This is a genomic window from Sphingorhabdus sp. 109 (genome assembly GCF_902506555.1).
In the GTDB taxonomy this organism is placed as follows: domain Bacteria; phylum Pseudomonadota; class Alphaproteobacteria; order Sphingomonadales; family Sphingomonadaceae; genus Parasphingorhabdus.
Genome location: NZ_LR732707.1, coordinates 444,535 through 464,337, shown reverse-complemented (window position 1 = coordinate 464,337; position 19,803 = coordinate 444,535). Strand labels below are relative to the sequence as shown.

The following is a 19,803-nucleotide window of genomic DNA, read 5'->3' as shown; positions in this document are numbered from 1 at the left end:
TGGGGCGCCTTACCAGATCCGTTCGTGCCGGGTCTGTCAAAGCCCATGGTGCCAGCGCGCACGGTCCTTTGACAGGCTCAGGACGAACGGAATAAAATGCGCATAATTGCAGGAAACTGGCGCGGCAGAAAGATCATCGCGCCCAAAGGCGAAACCACCCGCCCAACCGCCGACCGCACGCGCGAGCGGCTGTTCTCGATGCTGACCAGCCGGCTGGGCGACTTCGAGGATTTGCAGATACTCGACCTGTTTTCCGGGTCGGGCGCGCTGGGCCTGGAAGCGCTGTCACGCGGCGCGGCGCACTGCACCTTTGTCGAGCAGGATCCCGATGCGGTTCGGGCGCTGGAAAAGAATATCGAAACGCTCGGCGCCGAAGCCGATGTGCGGATCGGATCGGTCCTGCATCTCGGTGCCGCCCGCAAGCCCTATGACCTGATCCTGATGGACCCGCCTTATGAATCGGGAGCCGGCGCGGTGGCGCTGGACAAGCTGGGCCGGCATGGCTGGTTCGCGCCATCAAGCTGGATAGCGGTGGAAACATCACGCCATGAAAATGTCGAGGTCAAGGGCTTTGATCTGGATTGCGTCCGCGACAGCGGCAAGGCGCGAATTCATCTCCTGCGCCCCGCTCGAACGTCACAAGCGGAGGATTAGCCGCCCATCATCGTCAGGACCGACGCCGTTTCGTCATGATCCTGATGGACCGTCGAATAGATGCTGACGCCAGCCATCATCAGGGTCGCGATTACCGCGCTGGTAAAAAGTCTCTTGCTCATCTTCTGCTCCATCGGCGTATCGTTAGCCGCCCTTGATCAGCAGATGGTGCGCCGCAGCATAAATTACAACCTGCCCTTTCGGTCATGTCAAAAGTGATATTGGCCTTGCCGCCCGCGCCGATGTTCCCTAACTGTTCACCCATGTCCGAACCTGTCAAACAACCGCAAGAGAGTGATCCCCCCTATGTCCGGGGATTGAACGCGCCACAGCGTCAGGCCGTCCTGACCAGCGAAGGTCCGGTGCTGGTGCTGGCCGGTGCAGGCACGGGCAAGACCGCCGCCCTCACCCGCCGGATTGCCCATATCGTCTATTCGCGCAAGGCCTGGCCGAGCGAGATTCTGGCGGTGACCTTCACCAACAAGGCGGCCCGCGAGATGAAGGAGCGGATCGCGACGATCGTCGGCGAGAGTTTCGAGGGCATGCCGTGGCTCGGCACCTTTCACAGCATCGGCGCGAAAATGCTGCGCCGCCATGCCGAGATGGTCGGCCTGCAAAGCAATTTCACCATTCTCGACACCGACGACCAGATCCGTCTGCTCAAGCAGCTGATCCAAGCCGAAGAAGTCGATGACAAGCGCTGGCCCGCCCGGATGCTCGCCGGTCTGATCGACCAGTGGAAAAACCGGGGCCTCAATCCGCAGGACCTCGATGCCAACGAGGCCGAACGCTATGACAATGGCAAGGGCCAGCATTTTTACACGCTCTATCAGGCGCGGCTGAAAGCGCTCAACGCCTGCGATTTCGGCGACCTGCTGCTGCACTCGCTGAACCTGCTGAAGACCAATCGCGAGATTCTCGAGCTTTACCAGAGCCGCTTCAAATATATTCTCGTCGACGAATATCAGGACACCAACAGCTCGCAATATCTCTGGCTGCGGCTGCTCGCGCAGAGCCACAAGAATATCTGCTGCGTCGGCGATGATGACCAGTCGATCTACAGCTGGCGCGGCGCGGAAGTCGCCAATATCCTGAAATTCGAAAAGGATTTTCCCGAAGCCACGGTGGTCAAGCTGGAGCAGAATTACCGCTCGACGCCGCATATTCTCGCCGCCGCATCGGGGCTGATCAATCACAATAGCGGCCGCCTCGGCAAGACCCTGTGGACCGAAGAAACCGAAGGCGACAAGGTGCAGGTGATCGGCGTCTGGGATGGTCCGGAAGAGGCCCGGCGCACCGGCGACGAGATCGAGGCGCTGCAGCAGATCAAACAGGTTTCGCTCAACGATATCGCAATCCTCGTCCGCGCCCAGTTCCAGACCCGCGAGTTCGAAGACCGCTTCATTTCGATCGGCATGCCGTACAAGATTATCGGCGGTTTCCGTTTTTACGAGCGCGCCGAAATCCGCGATGCCTTGGCCTATCTGCGCGTCATCACGCAACCTGCGGATGATCTCGCTTTCGAGCGGATCGTCAACACACCCAAGCGCGGCCTTGGCGACAAGACGGTCGAAAAAGTCCACCGCCTTGCCCGCGCACAAGGCATTCCGCTGGCCGCGGCAGCGCTCAACATCTGTGATACCGACGAACTGCCACCGCGCGCGCGCAACACTTTGCTCGAGCTGATGCGCAATTTCGGCCGCTGGCGCGAAATGGCGGCGGATACCGATCATGCCGAACTCACCCGGATCGTGCTCGACGAATGCGGCTATACGACGATGCTGCAGGCCGACCGCTCGACCGAGGCCGCCGGCCGTCTGGAGAATCTGACCGAACTGGCCAGGGCGATGGAAGAATATGAGACGCTCGGCGATTTCCTTGAGCATGTCTCTCTGGTCATGGACAATGATGCCCGCGACGACGAGCCCAAGGTTACGATCATGACCATGCACGGTGCCAAGGGCCTGGAATATGACCATGTCTTCTGCGCCGGTTGGGAAGAAGGCGTATTCCCCTCGCAGCGCAGTCTCGACGAGGGCGGCAATGCCAGCCTCGAAGAGGAACGCCGCCTCGCCTATGTCGCGATCACCCGCGCCAAGATAAAATGCACGATCTTCCACGCCGCCAACCGGCGGATCTACGGCCAGTGGACCAGCTCGATTCCCTCGCGCTTCATCGACGAGCTGCCGAAGGACCATGTCGAGCATGAAAGCAGCATGAGCGGCGGCGAAAGCCTGTGGCGCGCCAACTGGAGCGAGAATAGCGATCCCTTCGCCCATCTCGCCGCGACCAACGCCACCCGAGCCGGCAAACGCGGCCCCGGCTGGCAACGCGCCGCCTCCTCAGGCTTCGACAAGAAACCCCGCGTCATCAAGGAAGCCCGCCGCAGCGCCGTCTCTCTCGGCAACAAGGGCCGCGACGATGTAAAGGTCGGCATGCGCGTCTTCCACACCAAATTCGGCTATGGCGAAGTCAAGGTGAAGGAAGGCAACAAGCTGGAAATCGCGTTCGAGAAGTCGGGCGACAAGCGGGTTCTGGACTCGTTTGTCGAGGTGGCTTGAACCGGACTCCAGTCCCTGACTAATAGCCGCCGCGCTTCGCCTTGCGTTTCTTGCGGACAATATAAACGCCCGCACTCAGCCCCGCCACCATCAACGCAATCAGTACATAAGCAATCACCAGTCGAATCTGCATATCAAGCCCCGTCCTGCGAGGCGTCGGCCTCTGTCTCTTCGGCGAATTCTCTTGTGATCTCTGCGTCAGTCCGGTCTTTCAGGTCGATATGACCGGCCTCGCGTTTCTCGGCCTGGATCGCTTCCAGCCACCAGGCCTTCGCAGCAGCGGCCGCGACCTTGCGGCGGCTTTCGAGCGGGTCATTGGCGGCCAGATCGAGCTGGCGCGCTTCCTGTTCCCGGCAGGTGGATGCTTTTACACGCATGAGGGGTGCCCTTCCGGTCCGGTCATTTCCCGCGGTTGCTCTTGATATTCTCAAGACCGGCGACGACACCCGCCTTGCCCGACGGGTTGGAAGCGTTGTTCTTGACCTTGGCGGCCTTGGGCTTGCGGATTTCCTTGTTCGATTTCTTCTGCGACTTGGCCATGATATTTCCTTCCAGAGGGTTTTGCGGACGGCAGCCGCCAGCTTCGCTCCAACAGAGGAATCGGCGGGTCGGCTGTCGGCGAACAACGTCAAACAAATGGGCTGTGAATAGGTCCTGCCTCAGGAAAGCCGCTCAGATGGATTTCTGATCGTGAAGAGGCAATGCCGGTGCGGATCGCGATAGCGTGGCCGCAGGGGCCTATATTCCATATAGGAAGGGATGAAGGCTATTGTAAGGCGCGATGACGGAAGCAGCCCGTCCGGGACCGAAAAACTGGTGGAGCGAGGCAGCTGCCAGCAATCTTACAAAATCGCGTCGCCCAGGTTCATCATCCTGCCATTGGTGACGATCACCCGGTCGCCGAGCTTGGCCTGTTCGAACAGGCGCCGGGCAAACTCCATCGGCACGCCGATGCAGCCGCGCGTGCCCCAGCCCCATTTGACATCGGAAGCGTGGATCGCCACGCCGTCATTGGTCAGTCGCAACATATAGGGCATGGGCGAGCCATAGATGTTGGAGACATGGTCCTTGCTCTTCTGGGTGATCGGGAAGACCCCGGTGGGGGTTGGCTTGCGGGAATCGCCAAAGGTGATCACCGCCGCGCCAATTTCATAGCCGGCGCGGAAAACGGAGATACTCTCGGCCTTGAGATCGACGGTCACGACCAGTTCGCCTTCCGGCACGCCTTCGTCATCCCATTTATAATAGCCGTGCACGAAAGGCTCGTCGATCTGGAGGATGCGTTTGACAACAAACTTGTCACTCAGCGGCAGTTTTTCGGCAATTTCAACCGTCTCTATGTTTTCGTTCGTGGGCAGGGAGGCATTATGGACCACCGGTTCGGATGGCGCGTTTTCGCCCAGTTCCGGCTGCGATTGGACCTGCGCGGTTTCGGTGCCGGCCCGGGTCAGGCCCATTAGCAGCATGGCGAGTATCGCAAATGCCGCCAGCAGCAAAACCGTCATACTCACCCGATAGGCTATTTTTTCAACCATCGCTCTGTCTCCTTGAATTAACAGACTGTTTACCATGGATCGGCTTCGAGAAACGGTCGATTTTTCCGCTGTCCCGCAGCGGAACGGTGGTTGTGCATCTGTTAAGGGGAAGCGTTAATGACCGGATTCGGCGCGATCAAAATTCCGCCGCCCGTGCACGAATTGATTGCAGCACCCTACGGCAATCGCTAGCAGCATGCGGTGAGCAGTTCCGCACCCCATCCCTTCACTATTGCCAATTATCGCTACCTCTGGTTTTCGCGACTGGCGTCGATGTTCGCGCTCTATGCAATGATGCTGATCCTCGGCTGGCAGGCCTATAATCTGGCACGCGAAAGCATGGGGGTCAGCGCTTCTGCCGGGATTCTGGGGCTGCTCGGGCTGCTGCAGTTCGTCCCGCTGTTCATTCTGACGCCGCTGGTTGGCTGGGTTGCCGACCATATGGACCGCCGCTGGATCGCGCGTATCGTGCTGGCGGCCCAGGCACTGATAGCGCTGGCGCTAGCCCTGCTGACCATCACCGGCAGCATTACGCTCTGGACCATCTATATCATCGCGGTGCTGCTCGGCATCTGCCGCGCCTTTCTCGGCCCGGCGATCAGCTCGCTCGCCCCCAACCTGGTCCCGAAAGCGTCGTTGCCGCGCGCCATTGCGCTTTCGACCATCGCTTGGCAGGTCGGCGTCATTGCCGGTCCGGGCATGGCTGGGCCGCTCTACAAGGTCGATGCTGCCCTGCCCTATTTCGTCTGCGCAGGCCTCTACAGCCTGGCAACGCTGGCGATGTGCATGATCGGCCCGGTGCCGCGGCCGGAAGCGGACAAGACCAGAGGCCCCTTGCAGCAGGTCAGCGACGGCATGGCCTATGTCTGGACCAACAAGCTGGTGCTCGGCGCAATCACGCTCGATCTGCTGGTCATGTTCCTCGCCGGCGCCACGGCGATGATCCCGGTCTTTGCCAAGGACATATTGAATGCCGGAGAAATCGGCCTGTCGCTGCTCGCCGCCTCGCCGGCGGTCGGCGCGGTCATAGTCGCGCTGATCTTCTCTTTTGCCCCGCTCAGCAAGAATGTCGGCAACAGCATGCTCGTGGCCATGGCGGTGTTCGGTCTCGGCACGATCGGCTTTGGCCTCAGCACCAATCTCTACCTGTCGATGGCCTGTCTCGGCCTCTGCGGCGCCGCCGACATGTTCGGCGTCTATGTCCGCGGCTCGCTGATCCAGCTGCACACGCCGGACGCCAAGCGCGGACGGGTCGGCGCGGTCAGCCAGATGACGATCAGCGCATCCAACGAACTGGGCGATGCCTTGTCCGGCGGACTGGCGGTACTGGTCGGTCCGATTGCCGCCATTGTAGCGGGCGGCGCCGGTGCTATAGTGGTCACCGGACTCTGGTCGCGCCTGTTCCCGCAATTGGGCGCTGCCAAGACTTTTGATCCACCGGAAGACCTGCAAAGGGCATCGGAAAACAAATGAGAAGAGAAACAGGAGCGCAGGATAATGATTGCCAATAATATTCTCGAAACCATAGGAAACACACCGCATATCAAGATGCAGCGGCTGTTCGGCGACGCCAATGTCTGGATCAAGTCCGAACGTTCCAACCCTGGCGGATCGATAAAGGACCGGATCGGTCTGGCGATGATCGAGGCGGCGGAGAAATCCGGCGCGCTCAAGCCCGGCGGTACAATCATCGAACCGACATCGGGCAATACCGGCGTCGGCCTCGCCATGGTCGCAGCGGTCAAGGGCTATACGCTGGTGCTGGTGATGCCCGAGTCGATGTCGCTCGAACGCCGCCGGCTGATGCTGGCCTATGGCGCGACCTTCGATCTCAGCCCGAAGGAAAAGGGCATGAAAGGCGCGATCGAACGGGCCCAGGAACTGGTCGACCAGACGCCGGGCGCGTGGATGCCGCAGCAATTTGAAAATCCGGCCAATTTCGAGGTGCACAAACGCACGACAGCGATCGAAATTCTCAACGACTTCAAAGACAACCCGCTGGATGCGATCATCACCGGTGTGGGCACCGGCGGCCATATCACCGGCGTGGCGGAAGTGCTGAAAGAACATTGGAGCGGCCTGAAAGTCTATGCGGTCGAGCCGACCTCATCCCCGGTGATCAGCGGCGGCCAGCCCGGCCCGCACCCGATTCAGGGCATTGGCGCCGGCTTCATCCCCGGCAATCTGCACACGCAGAGCATTGACGGTGCGATCCAGGTCGATCCGGCCAAGGCCAAGGCCATGGCGCTGAGAGCGGCCAAGGAAGAAGGCATGTTGGTCGGCATTTCCTCCGGCGCAACGCTGGCGGCGATCGCGCAGAAGCTGCCGGAACTGGGCGATGGAGCGAAAGTCCTCGGTTTCAACTACGACACTGGCGAACGCTATCTGTCCGTGCCAGAGTTTTTGCCCGAAGAATGAGCTCGATCGAGGTCCAGCAATTCACCTACCGGCATGGTGATGTGGAATTGGCCGGCTATATGGCGCAACCCAGCCGCTATCCGCGCGCAGCCATATTGATCGTTCCGACCATTGCCGGACCGACCAAGCTGATGCATGATCGCGCCCGCTGGCTCGCCTCTCTGGGTTATAGCGCGATGGTCTGCGACCTCTATGGCAAGGGCCATGTCGAGGACATGCGCGAAGCCCGCAAACTGGCCGACGAACTGCGCGCCGACGCCGAATATTATCGCGACCGCTTCCGCTGCGCGCTGGCAGAATTGCGCACGCGGTCGAAGCTGGCGAACAACCGGATTGCCGCGATCGGCTATTGCATGGGCGGCGAAATCGTCCTCGAAATGGCACGCGGCGGCGAGGATATCGCGCTGGTGGTCAGTTTTCACGGACTGCTGGCAACGCCGCTGCCGGCCAAGCGCGGGACGATCAAGGCGCGCCTTCTGGTCTGCCATGGCCGGGCCGACCCGCTTGTTCCGCCAAAGCAGGTGCGGGAATTTCTGGAAGAAATGGACATAGCCGGAGCCGATTGCCACGTGCACATCTATTCCGGCGTGCTCCACGGCTTCACCGACATCAGCAGCAATAGCCGATCGATTGAAGCGGTCCGCTACAATCCTTCGGCCGACCGGCAAAGCAAGGCCGCCATGCTCAGCATGTTCGACGAACTGTTCGAGAATGGAAAAACACCGGACCATTAACAGGCCCGGTGTTTCACCGCGTTGCGGAATATTTGTCTAGTCCGGTTCGCCGTCGCCGTCATTGTCGAGCAGGTCGGGCTGGCCGTCACCATCGCTGTCCCAGGCATCGGGCTTCCGGTCGCCGTTGCGATCCCAGGCATCCATCGATCCATCACCATCGGTGTCAATCGTCGGTGCCGGAATTTCCGGCGGCGCTTCGTCCGTGGTTTCGGGTTCGGCCGCATGGGCTGCAACCGACAACCCCAATCCTGCGCCGATCAGAAACGGGGTCAACCGGCGTAGGCGCTTCTGGCTATTGTTGGAATGCATTGCATATTCTCCTTATGCATATCATTCCCCTGTCACGAAATGTGCTGACGGATTTCTGCCGATCGGTCCAGCAACCTTCGACCATATGAGCGAAATGGACGCTAAATAGCTGATTTCAGTCATCTATCTACAGAAAAACACGACTTGGCGCGGGGCAAATGCCGATCCGGACTTTGACAGAATTTTGGCAACAGTTTGTCGAATTGCCGTCACATTCTGCGTTATAATCCCCAAATATGGGTCCGGAATTTTTCAATTGAAAGATTGCTCGCCATGTCCAGTCAAGACCAGCGCCCTCCCTCGACCACCAGCAAAACGCAGTCCGATCGCCCGCTTGTCATCCGGGTTGGAAAACGGCTGCGCGGCACGATGAACCGGATATCGACGGACCAGTCGAAAATCCCGACCGAGCCGGTCCTCCCGACCAGCGCCTTTCCGTGGACCGGCGGATTGACCGACAAATGGCAGGCTATCGCGGATGAGGCCGCCGCAATCCTGCGTCACCGCGATGCCGTGCCACCGCTCAGGGAGATTTCACCCGACCATGCGCGCATCGCCGGCGACGGCAACTGGCGCTCCTTCTTTCTGATCGGCTATGGCTATGAAGTGGCAGAAAATTGTGCCCGCGCCCCGGTAACGGCGGAACTGGTGCGCCGGATCCCCGGTCTCAACTCGGCCTTTTTCTCGATTCTCGAGCCCGGCGCGAAAATCCCCCGGCACCGCGGCGTGACGCGCGGCCTGGTCACCTGCCATCTCGGACTGATCGTCCCCGACAGAGCAGAGCGATGCACGATGCAGCTGGAAGATATTGATCTGCACTGGCAGGCCGGAAAATGGCTGATCTTCGACGATAGCTATTTTCATCAGGTCCATAATGCCACCAATCAGCGCCGCGTGATCCTGCTGTTGCAGGTGAAGCGCCCGATGCGTCTGCTCGGGCGGCTGGCCAATGATCTGGCATTATGGGGCATTCGCCGGTCACCCTTCGTGCAGGATGCCCGGCGAAACCTTGGTATGTGGGAAGAAGCCTATCGGCAGGCGGAGCAGAATGAAGCCGCCTGATCAGGGCGCTCAGGCAACCGCGAACATTTCCGGGTCGAGCGCCATGATCGAGTCGGCACCGCCTTCGATCTTGCGGCGCAGCGAGCCCGCATCCGGCAGGAATCGCTCGGCATAATATTGCGCCGTCACCAGCTTGGCCTCGTAATATTTCGGATTGTCGGTGCCCGCGTCGAGAGCAGCTTGCGCCGCCTTGCTCATCCGTAACCACATCAGTCCGAGCGATACGATACCCATGATGTGCATATAATGATAAGCACCGGCGCCGGCATTGTTCGGATTGGCCATCCCGTGCTGCATGAACCACATGGTCGCCTTCTGCAGCTCGCCGTTGGCCTTTTCCAGCGCTTCGGCAAATCCCGACAGTTTCTCGTGTCCCTTGGCTTCGGCAATTTCTTCGGCAACCACCTTGAAAAAGGCCTGTACCGCACGGCCACCGTTCTGGCCGAGCTTGCGACCGACCAGATCCATCGCCTGGATACCGTTGGTGCCTTCATAGATCATGGCGATCCGCGCATCGCGTACGAACTGTTCCATGCCCCATTCCTGAATATAACCGTGGCCGCCATAGACCTGCTGCGAATCGGTGGCGACCTGATAGCCCTTGTCGGTGCCATAGCCCTTGATGACCGGGGTCAGCAGGCTGACCAGATCATCGGCCATCTGCCGTTCTTCCTCGGTCTCCGCCTTGTCGGCCAGATCGACCTGCAACGCGCCCCAGAGAACCAGTGCCCGCATTGATTCGGTAAAGGCCTTGCCGTCCATCAGCATCCGGCGAACGTCCGGGTGGACGAACAGCGTATCGGCTTTTTCTTCCGGATCCTGGGCACCGGTCAGCGCCCGGCCCTGCCGGCGGTCCCCGGCATAGATCACGGCATTCTGATAGGCGATTTCGCCCTGCGCCAGACCCTGCAGGCCAACGCCCAGCCGCGCCGCGTTCATCATGATGAACATCGCGCGCAGGCCCTTATTCTCTTCGCCGACCATATAGCCGGTCGCGCCGTCATAGTTCATCACACAAGTCGCATTGCCGTGGATGCCCATTTTTTCCTCGATCGAGCCGCAGCTCACACCGTTGCGTTCGCCCAGCGAGCCGTCTTCGTTGACCAGGAATTTCGGAACGATGAACAGCGAGATGCCTTTCGAGCTGTCGGGAGCGCCCGGGGTCTTCGCCAGCACGAGGTGGATGATATTTTCCGCCATGTCATGTTCGCCGGCAGAGATGAAAATCTTCTGGCCGGTGATCGCATAATGGCCGCCCGGCATGGGTTCGGCCTTGGTCCGGATCAGTCCCAGATCGGTGCCGCAATGCGCCTCGGTCAGGTTCATCGTGCCGGTCCATTTGCCGGAGATCATCTGGGTCGCATAAGTCTGCTTCTGCTCTTCGCTGCCCTCGGTGAGGATCGAGGCAATCGCGCCCTGCGTCAGGCCGCTGTACATTTCCAGCGCCTGGTTGGCCGAGATCATGAATTCCATGACCGCGTTGCCGACCACGCGCGGCAGGCCCTGGCCACCGAATTCTTCCGGCGAGGACAAGGTCGTCCAGCCGCCATCGGTCAGTTGCTGATAAGCTTCCTTGAAACCCTTTGGCGTGGTGACCGATCCGTCTTCATGACGGGTGCAGCCTTCCTCGTCACCCGACTGGTTCAGCGGGTGCAGCACTTCGGTCGAGAATTTCCCGGCCTCGGTCAGAATAGCCTCGACCATTTCGGGGGTCGCATTTTCAAAGCCGGGAAGGTTCGCGTAATTTTCGAGGCCAAGCACCTCGTTCAGGATGAAGCAGACTTCGCCAACCGGCGCGGTATAACTGGGCATGATATTCTACTTTCTACTCAAATGGGACGGCCGGATATTGCCGGCATCTATTTTCTACTGATTCTGCGCTTCGGCATCCGCCATGACTTCCTTCACGGTCTTGATGAAACCGGTCAGTTCCTTGATCGAGCTGTCGATGTCGGCCCGCTGTTTCTTCAGCGAGTCGACCTTTTCCTGACATTTCGCGACGGTGACCTGCATCTGTGTCTTCCGGCCGTCGCCGAGATCGTAAAGATCGATCATGTCGCGGATTTCGGTCAGGCTGAACCCGACATTCTTGGCCCGCATGATCCAGGCAAGGCGCGCGCGGTCGCGTTTGGTATAGATGCGCGACAGACCCTTGCGGTGCGGGGCAATAAGTCCCTCATCCTCATAGAATCGCAAGGCACGGGCGGTTACACCAAATTCGTCCGACAGGTCGGATATCGTGTAAGTCTCCCGGTTTTGCAGGTCGGGCGTGTCAATTTCGGCATGGTTTGGTTGCTGCGACATGGACACTGTATAGCTTACGCTAACGTAAACGTCAATGTCAGCCGCCGGGGCAGAGATTCTCGAAGTCGCGCCCGCTTGTCGACCGCGCAACCGCATCGCCTTCGCCGATCATATAAAAGCTGACGCCTTCAAAGCCGGCGCGGGGGCTGCAATAGCTTGCACAGGCTTCCGGCAGACTGCCCGGCAATTCCAGCTCGACTCCGTCAAACCGCGCCGAAAAGCTGCAGTTTTCCTCGCTATTCAGGGTGATCCGGACCGTTTCCCCGTCCCGCTCGGCCTCCCCCAGCCCTTCGCATTTGGTCTCCGGCCCGAACACCGCGATCATGCCGATCTGATAGCCGTTCTCGTCATTGCCGACGGCGCAAAACCGGTCCGTCCCCAGATCGCTGCGCCGTTCAAAAGCGCCGGACAGCGTGACATTACGGACATCGGGAATAACGCCGGCATCGATCGCGGCCTGCTCAAGCGGTGGCAGTTCCGCGACGTTTTTCTTTTCCTCCGGCTGCTGCTGCCCGCAACCCGCCAGCAAAAGAGAAACCAGCATGGCCGCGATGCGACTCAATCGACAGGCTCCAGCTTGCCATCGACAATCTTGCGGTAAAAACAGCTTCTCTGGCCTGTGTGACAGGCCGGACCTGCGGGCACAGCCTTGATCCAAAGCGCATCCTGATCGCAATCGATGCGCAGTTCTGTTACCGTCAATATATTGCCGGACGTCTCGCCCTTCTTCCAGAGGCTCTGGCGACTGCGGGAATAGAAATGCGCGATTCCGCTATCCCGGGTCAGCTGCAGGGCCTCGGCATTCATATGGGCGAGCATCAGCAACTCGCCTGTCGAATCATCGGTGACAACCGCGGTGATCAGGCCTTTCGAATCATATTTCGGTTGCAGCAGACTTCCGGTTTCCGGATCATTTTCGATATTGCTCATAGAGGTGGATTAAGAGCCGATCCGGTCGCGCGCAACGGTAAAAGGCGCAATTGCCACGGCCTCCCCGCGCCCGATCGTGCAATATTATGATTTTATGACATTGGGGGCAGACAAAGCGACCTTTCAAACCTATATGGCAGGCATCGCGCGCCCGACCCATTACATGCCAGGTGAGATATGCTGACAACCCACCCGTTTGAAGATGACAAGCTGCGGGAAGAATGCGGCGTTTTTGGCGTCGCCGGTATTGACGACGCCGCCGCCATGGTCGCGCTCGGTCTGCACGCCCTGCAGCATCGCGGTCAGGAAGCCGCCGGCATCACCTGCCGCAATGGCAAGGAATTCTATAGCCACCGCGCACTAGGTCCGGTGGCCGGCAATTTCGACAGTGAAGAAGTGATCAACCGTCTGCAGGGCGATTCGGCCTGCGGCCATGTCCGCTATTCGACCACCGGTGCCGGCACTTTGCGCAACGTCCAGCCGCTCGAGGCCGACCTCGCGTCCGGCGGTTTTGCGATCGCCCACAATGGCAATATTTCCAACGCGCTCGCCTTGCGGGACGAGCTGGTCCGCCACGGTTCGATCTTCCAGTCGACCAGCGATACCGAAGTAATCATCCATCTCGTCGCGACATCGAAATATCGCACCCTGCTCGACAAGTTCATCGACGCCCTGAAGCAGGTCGAGGGCGCCTATTCGCTGATCTGCATGACCGCAGAGGGCATGATTGCCTGCCGCGATCCGCTGGGCATCCGTCCGCTGGTGATGGGCCGGATTGGCGAGGCCTATGTCTTTGCTTCGGAAACCGTAGCACTTGATCTGGTCGGTGCGGAATATGTCCGCAGTGTGGAACCTGGCGAGTTGATCGTCATCACCAACGGCGAATTGCGCTCCCATCGCCCGTTCAGCAATGTACCGGCCCGCCCCTGCATTTTTGAACATGTTTATTTTTCCCGTCCCGATTCGATCGTCGACGGCAGCTCGGTTTACAGCGTGCGCAAGGGTATCGGCGCACAGCTCGCCATCGAAAGCCCGGTCACCGCCGATTATGTCATCCCGGTGCCCGATAGCGGCACCCCGGCAGCGCTGGGTTTTTCCGAGGAATCGGGCATACCGTTCGAACTGGGGATCATCCGGTCGCACTATGTCGGTCGCACATTCATCCAGCCGGGCGACGGCGTCCGTCATCTCGGCGTCAAGCTCAAGCACAACGCCAATCGGCCGCTGGTCAACGGCAAGAGAATCGTGCTGGTCGATGACTCGATCGTGCGCGGAACCACCAGCCTGAAAATCGTGCAGATGATGCGCGAAGCCGGCGCTTCGGAAGTCCATATGCGGATCGCCAGTCCGCCGACCATGCACAGCTGCTTTTACGGCGTGAATACGCCCAAGCGGGAAAAACTGCTTGCGGCCCGCAAATCGATCGAGGAAATGCGCGAGTTCATCCAGGCCGACAGCCTGGCCTTCGTGTCCATTGACGGTCTTTACCGCGCTGCCGGCGAAGACACGCGCCACGATCTGCAGCCACAATATTGCGATGCCTGTTTCACCGGTGCCTATCCGACTGTCCTCACCGACCGCGACGGAGAGGAAGAACCGGATCAGCTGACCATGCTCAACGAACGGTCCGACTCCACCGGCACGGCGCGCGACCATGAACCGTCCGGCGATCTGCCCCGCCTCAAGCAATCAGCGAACTGACCATGAAATTTGAAGGGCAACTGGCGCTCGTTACGGGTGCAAGCCGCGGTATCGGTGCGGCAACGGCGCTGGCACTGGCGCGCGAAGGCGCCCATGTCGTGATCACCGCGCGCAGCGCCGATGGACTGGAAAAGATCGAGGAGCAGATTCACAACGCCGGCGGCAGCGCTACCATCGCGCCGCTCGACCTGACCGATGGCGATAGTATCGGGCGTCTCGCAACCGCCATTGCCGGCCGCTGGGATGGGCTCGACATTCTCGTCCTCAACGCCGCCATGCTGGGAACACTGACACCGGTGCCGGCGATCGACGGCGAGGAATTCAACAAAGTCCTGACGCTCAACCTGATCGCGCAGCAGGCGCTGATCGCCGGATTCGATCCGATGTTGCGCAAGAGTAACGATGCCCGGGTTGTCGGCATGACCAGCAGCGTCGGCCGCAAGCCGCGGGCATTTTGGGGCGCTTATGGTGCATCAAAAGCCGCTTTCGAGACACTTTTGACCAGCTATGGCGAAGAAATGCGCAATTTGGGCAAGATTCGCACAGCCATTGTCGATCCCGGCCGGACCCGCACCGCAATGCGGGCCAGCGCCTATCCCGGCGAGGATCCGGCCAGTGTCAAACTCCCCTCGGTCGTCGCCGACCGGCTGGTGGAAATACTCGCCAGCGATTTCGAAACCGGCGAGCATTTTCAGGTCAGCTGACGGGTTCAGATCAGCTCAGCGGCGGCTCGGCCGCCACGTATTTTTTCACCGCTTCGAAAAAGGCGATCCGCTGGTTCTTCTGTTCTTCGGGTGACGCGCTCGGCCAGTTGCCGTTGGTCGCGATGACCAGCTTCTGCGCCGGATCGATGAAGATCCCTTGGCCAAAAATTCCCTGACCGGCAAAACTGCCGTCGTCAAACGTCCACCACTGATAGCCATAGCCGCGCCCCGGGACGCCGATGTCCGCCTGTTTCATGCCGGCCTTTTCGAACCAGCCTTCGGGCACGACGGAGATCTGGCCGATCTTGCCGCCTTCCATCGCAAACTGACCGAACAGGGCATAATCCCGCACCGTCGCGGAGATGCAGCAGCCGCCGATTTCCTTGCCTCCCTCGTTGAGCAGCCATTCGGCATCCTGCCCCATTCCATAAGGTTTCCAAACCTTTTCGGAAAGATACTCAGACAAAGTCTTACCTGTTGCCTTGGCCACCAGCACGCCGATCAAATTGGTTTCACCGGTATTATATTGCCAGCGGGTGCCCGGCGTCGCTTCATTCTCCAGCGTCTTCATATAAACGATGATCGGATCCATCCCGTCGACCGGCTTGGTATTGTTGAACAGCGCCACATCGGATTTCGGGTCGGCATAATCCTCGTTCCACTTCACGCCCGATGTCATAGTCAGCAGCTGCAACACCGTTACCCCGTCATAGCCGCTGCCTTTCAGCTCCGGGATATAAGCGGTCAGCGGATCGTCGATCGACTTGATAAAACCATCCTTGATCGCCGCACCGACCAGCGTCGAGACCAGCGATTTGGCCACAGAGAAAGAAGTCCAGCGTTCGTCCTGTTCAAAATCGCGGCGATATTCTTCTTTGCGGATCTTGCCATCCTGCAGGATCACCATGCCGGCGAGCCGCTGCTGCTTCATATAATCGTCGATCGTCAGCGGCGCTCCGGAGACCTCGAAACTGTCCGGCAGCGGATTTCCCGCCTCCAGTGCCCGCGGATTATCGCCAGCGGCGATGGTGTTGGAAGGCACCAGCATATCCATCACCCGGAACGCCTTGTCCCGCTGCGCATCGGTCCAGAACAGAATATTCTTGTCCGTCGGCAGACCGGCGGCATCGGCCGCAACTTTCTGCACCTGCTCGCAGGCTGTCAGACTGATACAGGCGACGCCCAACATCGCCAGCTTTCCGATGAATCGCATTATTCCGCTCTCCCATTTTCATTATTCTTTATCAGCGTGACCTGACCGACATCGATGCCGCCGCCGCGAAATCCGCCTTCGCAATAGGTCAGATAGAAACGCCACAGCCGGACGAATTTCTCGTCAAATCCGGCCGGCAGATCACCGCTCTCGACCGCGTCGTCAAACCGCTCGCGCCAGATTTTCAGCGTGCGCGCATAGTCGAGACCGAAATTCTTCTGGTCGGCCCATTGCAGGCCGCGTTCCACGGCCAGCGCCCGGAACCGGCTCTCCGACAGCAGCATGCCGCCGGGAAATATATAGGTCTGGATGAAGTCTGCGCTGCTCGCATATTGTTCGAAAATATCGTCGGCAATGGCGATATATTGCAGCGCCGCCCGGCCGCCGGGTTTCAGGTTGCGGGCGATGCAATCGAGGAAGTCGGGCCAATATTGCTGGCCGACCGCTTCCACCATCTCGACGCTGGCAATGGCATCATATTGGCCGTCGACGTCGCGATAATCCTGGATCAGATAGCCCGCCTCGGGATGATGCTCCCGCGCCCAGGCGGTCTGTTCGTCGGACAGTGAAATACCGGTCACATCCAGTCCGTGATCGCGCGCCAGACTGCCCGACAGCGCGCCCCAGCCGCAACCGATTTCGAGAACGCTGTCACCGGCCCTGGTCGACAGTCTTTCGGCAATCGCGGCGATCTTGTTGCGCTGCGCCTGCTCCAGACTCTCCTTCTTGTTGCGAAAAATCGCGCTGGAATAGATCATGTTCACATCGAGCCAGAGCCGGTAGAAATCATTGCCCAGATCATAATGATATTGGATATTCTGCCGCGCCCGGCGTTTGTCATTGCCCCGTTTTGAGTGCCGCCGCCGGACCACCCAGTTGAACAGGCCGGAGGCCCGCCCGGTGCTCTTCAGCCCGTCGCGGTTGCGGGTGAACAGGTCAAAAACCGGCACCAGATCGGGACTGTCCCACTCGCCCAGTTCCCACGCCCGGTACCAGCCGACCGAGCCGCTGTTGATCAGCCGCAGCAGCGCGTTCCAGCTGCGCAGTTCGACCTCCGCCATCGGTCCTTCGCCGCGCCCGCCCAATATCCGCGTCGTCCCGTCGGGCAGCTTGCCCTCGAACGTGCCATGATCCAGCCCGGCATCGATCCGGTCGAGAATATGGTGAAAGCCGGGCGCGAACAGGCGCGCGAAAAAGCCCCCGCCAGTGGCAAATCTTTTACGCCTATCCAGCAGATGCTGGCCGCGTTTGGGGGTTTCGACGTTCATGCGCGCAAATATGGACCAGCGCTAAGCGCTTGGCAACGTAGAACTAGTCCCCATTGCCCGCGATCAATCAGCTTCCCGGCGCGGCAGCCGAACCCGCCAATATGCCGCCATCAATATTCAGTTCCGATCCGGTGATATAGGTCGCTTCGTCCGATGCCAGCAGCACCGCTATCGCGGCTACTTCGCTGTCCTTGCCGAACCGCTGCAGCGGCGTATCGCGGACCAGCGCCTTTTCGGACTGCTCCCGCGCCTCGCCCTCGCCCAGCATCGGCTCCCACATCGGTGTCAGGATCGCTGCGGGGTGGATCGAGTTGCAGCGGATCTGCCAGCCCTGCTGCGCGCAGTAAAGCGCGACCGATTTGCTGTGGTTGCGGATCGCGGCTTTGGACGAAGCATAAGCGGCTGCCCCCGGTATCCCGACCAGCCCGGAGCGCGACGAGATATTGATGATCGATCCCGCGCCCTTGTCCTTCATCGCCCGGATCGCGTAGCGGCAACCGAGGAAGGTTCCGTCGAGATTGACCCGGTGCACCGCGCGCCAGTCCTCGAGCGAGGCATTTTCCGGATCATGCGGCCCGATGCCCTTTTCGAAGCCGGTGATACCGGCGTTGTTGACGACGACATCGGCGGCAGGATGCAAGCTGGCGAGCCGGTCCCAGTCCGCTTCCTGCTCCACGTCCAGCAAAAATGTGTCGCAGCCCAGTTCCTCGCCGGTCGCCTGTAAGGGCCCGGCATCGCAGTCGGTGAGCAGAACCGCCGCTCCCTCTTCAACGAAAGCCTTGGCAATAGCCTTGCCGATGCCGCGGGCGGCACCGGTAATGATACAAAATTTTCCTGATAGTCTGTGCATAAGAGGTCCTGAATATAGGTGTCAAAATGACCAACCCGGCGGACTGGAGAGCTTGTATTTTGATAATGCCTGACGGCGACCTACTTGTTCATCGACCTGATATCCTTTGATTTGCGCGCCAATAATATCGGCTTGCGACGCGCATTTCAATCCCCGGGATTATTTCACCCTGGCATAAGCCTCGAGCGCCCGTTCGCGCGCTTCCTTGTGCCCGATGAGCTTGGCCGGATAATCCTGGGGCTTGCAACCGTGATCTTCCGGATCGTGAATATAGGGATCGTCGATATCGGCCAGTTCCGGGACCCATTGGCGGATATAGTCGCCTGCATCGAATTTTTCCGACTGGGTCAGCGGCGCCATGATCCGGACGAACATATTGCTGTCAACGCCGGTGCCCGACACCCATTGCCAGTTGACGCTGTTGGACGCGTAATCGGCGTCGACCAAAGTGTCCCAGAACCATTGCTCGCCCTCGCGCCAGTCGATCAGCAGATGCTTGATCAGAAAGCTCGCGGCGATCATCCGGACCCTATTGTGCATCCAGCCGGTGGCCCAGAGTTCGCGCATCCCGGCATCGACAATAGGATAGCCGGTCTTCCCGTGGCACCAGGCGTCGAAGTCGGCTTTCACCCTATCGTCACCCATGTCGCGCCACGGCAGCGCCCGCATTTTCTCGCGATAGCTCTCGCCGCCATATTGCGGGAACTGGTCGATGACATTTTGCGCATAGTCGCGCCAGACCAGCTCCTTGAGATAGGTTTCGACCTTGCTCCCCTGCCCCGCCAGCCGGTTCCAGACGGTCGCCGGGCTGATCTCGCCAAAATGCAGATGCGGCGACAGGCGGGAGACCAGTTCTTCCGAAGGCAGATTGCGACCCTCGTCATATTCTGCTGCCTTGTCGGCAAACTCCTCGAGATTGTCTTCCGCTCCGGCACTCCCCGGCTGCCAGTGGTCACCAAAAGTTGCAGCCCAGTCCGGTTTGGTCGGTAACAGGTCCCAGTCGTCCAGCGTATCGCTATCCGGCCAACTGTCAGGCGCATCGAGGCTTTCAGGTGCGGGAGCGGCTTCCCCCGGCGGCATATGCTGGCGCAGCGCCTTCCAGAAGGGTGTGTAGATTTTATAGGGCGTACCGGAACCCGTGGTCACCGTACCCGGCGGCAGCAGATAATTGCCATCATGCAGGATCAACCGCGCCGCATCACCGAGAGACTTTTCCAACATTCGTTCGGCATTGCGCCACCACGGCTCGTAATGATGCAGCGCATGGACCTCATCCGCTCCGGTCGATTTGACAATTTCGGCCAAATGCTCCGAAGCCGGCCCTTTCCGGAGGATCAGCCGCGACCCCCTATCTCGCAAACATGCTTCCAACTCTTCCAGTGACCGGTGCAGCCACCAGCGCGAAGCCCCGCCCATGATACGGTGTTTCGGCGTTTCATTGTCGAGAATATAGACCGGAATGATGGGGCCGTTTGATGCGGCGGCAGCGGCTACGGCGGCTTGATCGGAAAGGCGAAGGTCCCGGCGGAACCAGATGATTTTGGGTTTTGTCATGCCCCA

The 19,803-nt window shown here is 59.9% G+C and carries 22 protein-coding genes and 1 pseudogene; 9 read left to right on the top strand and 14 right to left on the bottom strand.

What is annotated here, in order from left to right:
• The first annotated feature begins 96 nt into the window (after positions 1-96).
• Complete coding sequence (rsmD, locus tag BOSE62_RS02285) at positions 97-654, top strand: 16S rRNA (guanine(966)-N(2))-methyltransferase RsmD (RefSeq protein ID WP_159641146.1); 558 nt, start codon at positions 97-99, stop codon at positions 652-654.
• Here the strand turns inward: rsmD and BOSE62_RS17490 are convergent.
• The gene (locus tag BOSE62_RS17490) at positions 651-776 is read right to left on the bottom strand and encodes a hypothetical protein (protein ID WP_268893892.1); all 126 of its coding nucleotides are present in this window, start codon (positions 774-776) and stop codon (positions 651-653) included. The two genes, rsmD and BOSE62_RS17490, sit on opposite strands and share 4 nt — an antisense overlap.
• 141 nt (positions 777-917) lie before the next feature.
• On the opposite strand from BOSE62_RS17490, the gene BOSE62_RS02280 reads away from it, so the two are divergent.
• Entirely contained in the window at positions 918-3,215 is a 2,298-nt protein-coding gene (locus BOSE62_RS02280; protein ID WP_159641143.1) for an ATP-dependent helicase, read from the top strand.
• Positions 3,216-3,234: 19 nt separating this feature from the next.
• Here BOSE62_RS02280 and BOSE62_RS02275 read toward each other — a convergent pair whose 3' ends face one another.
• Both BOSE62_RS02275 and BOSE62_RS17345 read right to left on the bottom strand, forming a co-directional pair.
• Positions 3,235-3,348 carry an LPXTG cell wall anchor domain-containing protein gene (locus BOSE62_RS02275; protein WP_159641140.1) on the bottom strand — a complete coding sequence of 38 codons (114 nt, stop codon included), beginning with the start codon at positions 3,346-3,348 and terminating at the stop codon, positions 3,235-3,237.
• A gap of 1 nt (position 3,349) precedes the next feature.
• Positions 3,350-3,541 carry a hypothetical protein gene (locus tag BOSE62_RS17345; protein WP_443028817.1) on the bottom strand — a complete coding sequence of 64 codons (192 nt, stop codon included), beginning with the start codon at positions 3,539-3,541 and terminating at the stop codon, positions 3,350-3,352.
• A gap of 5 nt (positions 3,542-3,546) precedes the next feature.
• Here BOSE62_RS17345 and BOSE62_RS17595 point away from each other — a divergent pair.
• A pseudogene (locus tag BOSE62_RS17595) lies at positions 3,547-3,594 on the top strand (hypothetical protein); the annotation flags it as partial.
• A 20-nt stretch (positions 3,595-3,614) separates the two neighbouring features.
• On the opposite strand, the gene BOSE62_RS02265 reads toward BOSE62_RS17595, so the two are convergent.
• Both BOSE62_RS02265 and BOSE62_RS02260 read right to left on the bottom strand, forming a co-directional pair.
• The gene (locus BOSE62_RS02265) at positions 3,615-3,755 is read right to left on the bottom strand and encodes a hypothetical protein (protein WP_164089269.1); all 141 of its coding nucleotides are present in this window, start codon (positions 3,753-3,755) and stop codon (positions 3,615-3,617) included.
• Positions 3,756-4,057: 302 nt separating this feature from the next.
• The gene (locus tag BOSE62_RS02260; RefSeq protein WP_236553786.1) at positions 4,058-4,750 is read right to left on the bottom strand and encodes a L,D-transpeptidase family protein; all 693 of its coding nucleotides are present in this window, start codon (positions 4,748-4,750) and stop codon (positions 4,058-4,060) included.
• Positions 4,751-4,951: 201 nt separating this feature from the next.
• Here BOSE62_RS02260 and BOSE62_RS02255 point away from each other — a divergent pair, with 201 nt between their 5' ends.
• From BOSE62_RS02255 to BOSE62_RS02245, 3 genes are read left to right on the top strand one after another with little or no spacing between them, the layout of a single operon-like run.
• A complete protein-coding gene (locus BOSE62_RS02255; RefSeq protein ID WP_159641137.1) occupies positions 4,952-6,223 on the top strand; it encodes an MFS transporter in 1,272 nt (423 codons plus the stop codon).
• Positions 6,224-6,247: 24 nt separating this feature from the next.
• The gene (cysK, locus tag BOSE62_RS02250) at positions 6,248-7,168 is read left to right on the top strand and encodes a cysteine synthase A (protein ID WP_159641134.1); all 921 of its coding nucleotides are present in this window, start codon (positions 6,248-6,250) and stop codon (positions 7,166-7,168) included.
• Positions 7,165-7,902, top strand: coding sequence for a dienelactone hydrolase family protein (locus BOSE62_RS02245; RefSeq protein ID WP_159641131.1), 738 nt, complete (start codon positions 7,165-7,167; stop codon positions 7,900-7,902). The genes cysK and BOSE62_RS02245 overlap by 4 nt, the downstream gene beginning before the upstream one ends.
• A gap of 36 nt (positions 7,903-7,938) precedes the next feature.
• Here BOSE62_RS02245 and BOSE62_RS02240 read toward each other — a convergent pair whose 3' ends face one another.
• Positions 7,939-8,211, bottom strand: coding sequence for a hypothetical protein (locus tag BOSE62_RS02240; protein WP_159641128.1), 273 nt, complete (start codon positions 8,209-8,211; stop codon positions 7,939-7,941).
• A 273-nt stretch (positions 8,212-8,484) separates the two neighbouring features.
• Between BOSE62_RS02240 and BOSE62_RS02235 the strand changes: the two genes are divergently transcribed.
• Positions 8,485-9,273, top strand: coding sequence for an aspartyl/asparaginyl beta-hydroxylase domain-containing protein (locus tag BOSE62_RS02235; RefSeq protein WP_159641125.1), 789 nt, complete (start codon positions 8,485-8,487; stop codon positions 9,271-9,273).
• Between the two features lie 9 nt (positions 9,274-9,282).
• Here the strand turns inward: BOSE62_RS02235 and BOSE62_RS02230 are convergent, their stop codons facing one another.
• Genes BOSE62_RS02230 through hisI form a run of 4 tightly spaced genes read right to left on the bottom strand, consistent with a single transcriptional unit; the run spans position 9,283 to position 12,498 of the window.
• Positions 9,283-11,085 (bottom strand): acyl-CoA dehydrogenase C-terminal domain-containing protein, encoded by a 1,803-nt coding sequence (locus BOSE62_RS02230; RefSeq protein ID WP_159641122.1) that lies wholly within the window; start codon positions 11,083-11,085, stop codon positions 9,283-9,285.
• 54 nt (positions 11,086-11,139) lie between these two features.
• Positions 11,140-11,577: a MerR family transcriptional regulator gene (locus BOSE62_RS02225; RefSeq protein WP_159641119.1), complete on the bottom strand. Its 438-nt coding sequence runs from the start codon at positions 11,575-11,577 to the stop codon at positions 11,140-11,142.
• A 37-nt stretch (positions 11,578-11,614) separates the two neighbouring features.
• Positions 11,615-12,139 (bottom strand): hypothetical protein, encoded by a 525-nt coding sequence (locus tag BOSE62_RS02220; protein WP_159641116.1) that lies wholly within the window; start codon positions 12,137-12,139, stop codon positions 11,615-11,617.
• Positions 12,136-12,498: a phosphoribosyl-AMP cyclohydrolase gene (gene hisI, locus BOSE62_RS02215; protein WP_443028816.1), complete on the bottom strand. Its 363-nt coding sequence runs from the start codon at positions 12,496-12,498 to the stop codon at positions 12,136-12,138. The genes BOSE62_RS02220 and hisI overlap by 4 nt, the downstream gene beginning before the upstream one ends.
• A 186-nt stretch (positions 12,499-12,684) precedes the next feature.
• Here hisI and purF point away from each other — a divergent pair, with 186 nt between their 5' ends.
• A complete protein-coding gene (gene purF, locus BOSE62_RS02210; RefSeq protein WP_159641110.1) occupies positions 12,685-14,208 on the top strand; it encodes an amidophosphoribosyltransferase in 1,524 nt (507 codons plus the stop codon).
• A gap of 2 nt (positions 14,209-14,210) precedes the next feature.
• On the top strand, positions 14,211-14,912 hold the full coding sequence (locus BOSE62_RS02205; protein ID WP_159641107.1) for an SDR family NAD(P)-dependent oxidoreductase: 702 nt from the start codon (positions 14,211-14,213) through the stop codon (positions 14,910-14,912).
• 10 nt (positions 14,913-14,922) lie between these two features.
• Here the strand turns inward: BOSE62_RS02205 and BOSE62_RS02200 are convergent, their stop codons facing one another.
• The 4 genes from BOSE62_RS02200 to BOSE62_RS02185 form a co-directional block, all read right to left on the bottom strand.
• Positions 14,923-16,125 (bottom strand): serine hydrolase domain-containing protein, encoded by a 1,203-nt coding sequence (locus tag BOSE62_RS02200; RefSeq protein ID WP_236553784.1) that lies wholly within the window; start codon positions 16,123-16,125, stop codon positions 14,923-14,925.
• Positions 16,125-17,393, bottom strand: a complete 1,269-nt coding sequence (locus tag BOSE62_RS02195; RefSeq protein WP_159641104.1) for an SAM-dependent methyltransferase — start codon at positions 17,391-17,393, stop codon at positions 16,125-16,127. The genes BOSE62_RS02200 and BOSE62_RS02195 overlap by 1 nt, the downstream gene beginning before the upstream one ends.
• 67 nt (positions 17,394-17,460) lie before the next feature.
• A complete protein-coding gene (locus tag BOSE62_RS02190; protein WP_159641101.1) occupies positions 17,461-18,243 on the bottom strand; it encodes an SDR family oxidoreductase in 783 nt (260 codons plus the stop codon).
• Positions 18,244-18,402: 159 nt separating this feature from the next.
• Complete coding sequence (locus BOSE62_RS02185; RefSeq protein ID WP_159641098.1) at positions 18,403-19,797, bottom strand: cryptochrome/photolyase family protein; 1,395 nt, start codon at positions 19,795-19,797, stop codon at positions 18,403-18,405.
• Positions 19,798-19,803: the final 6 nt, after the last annotated feature.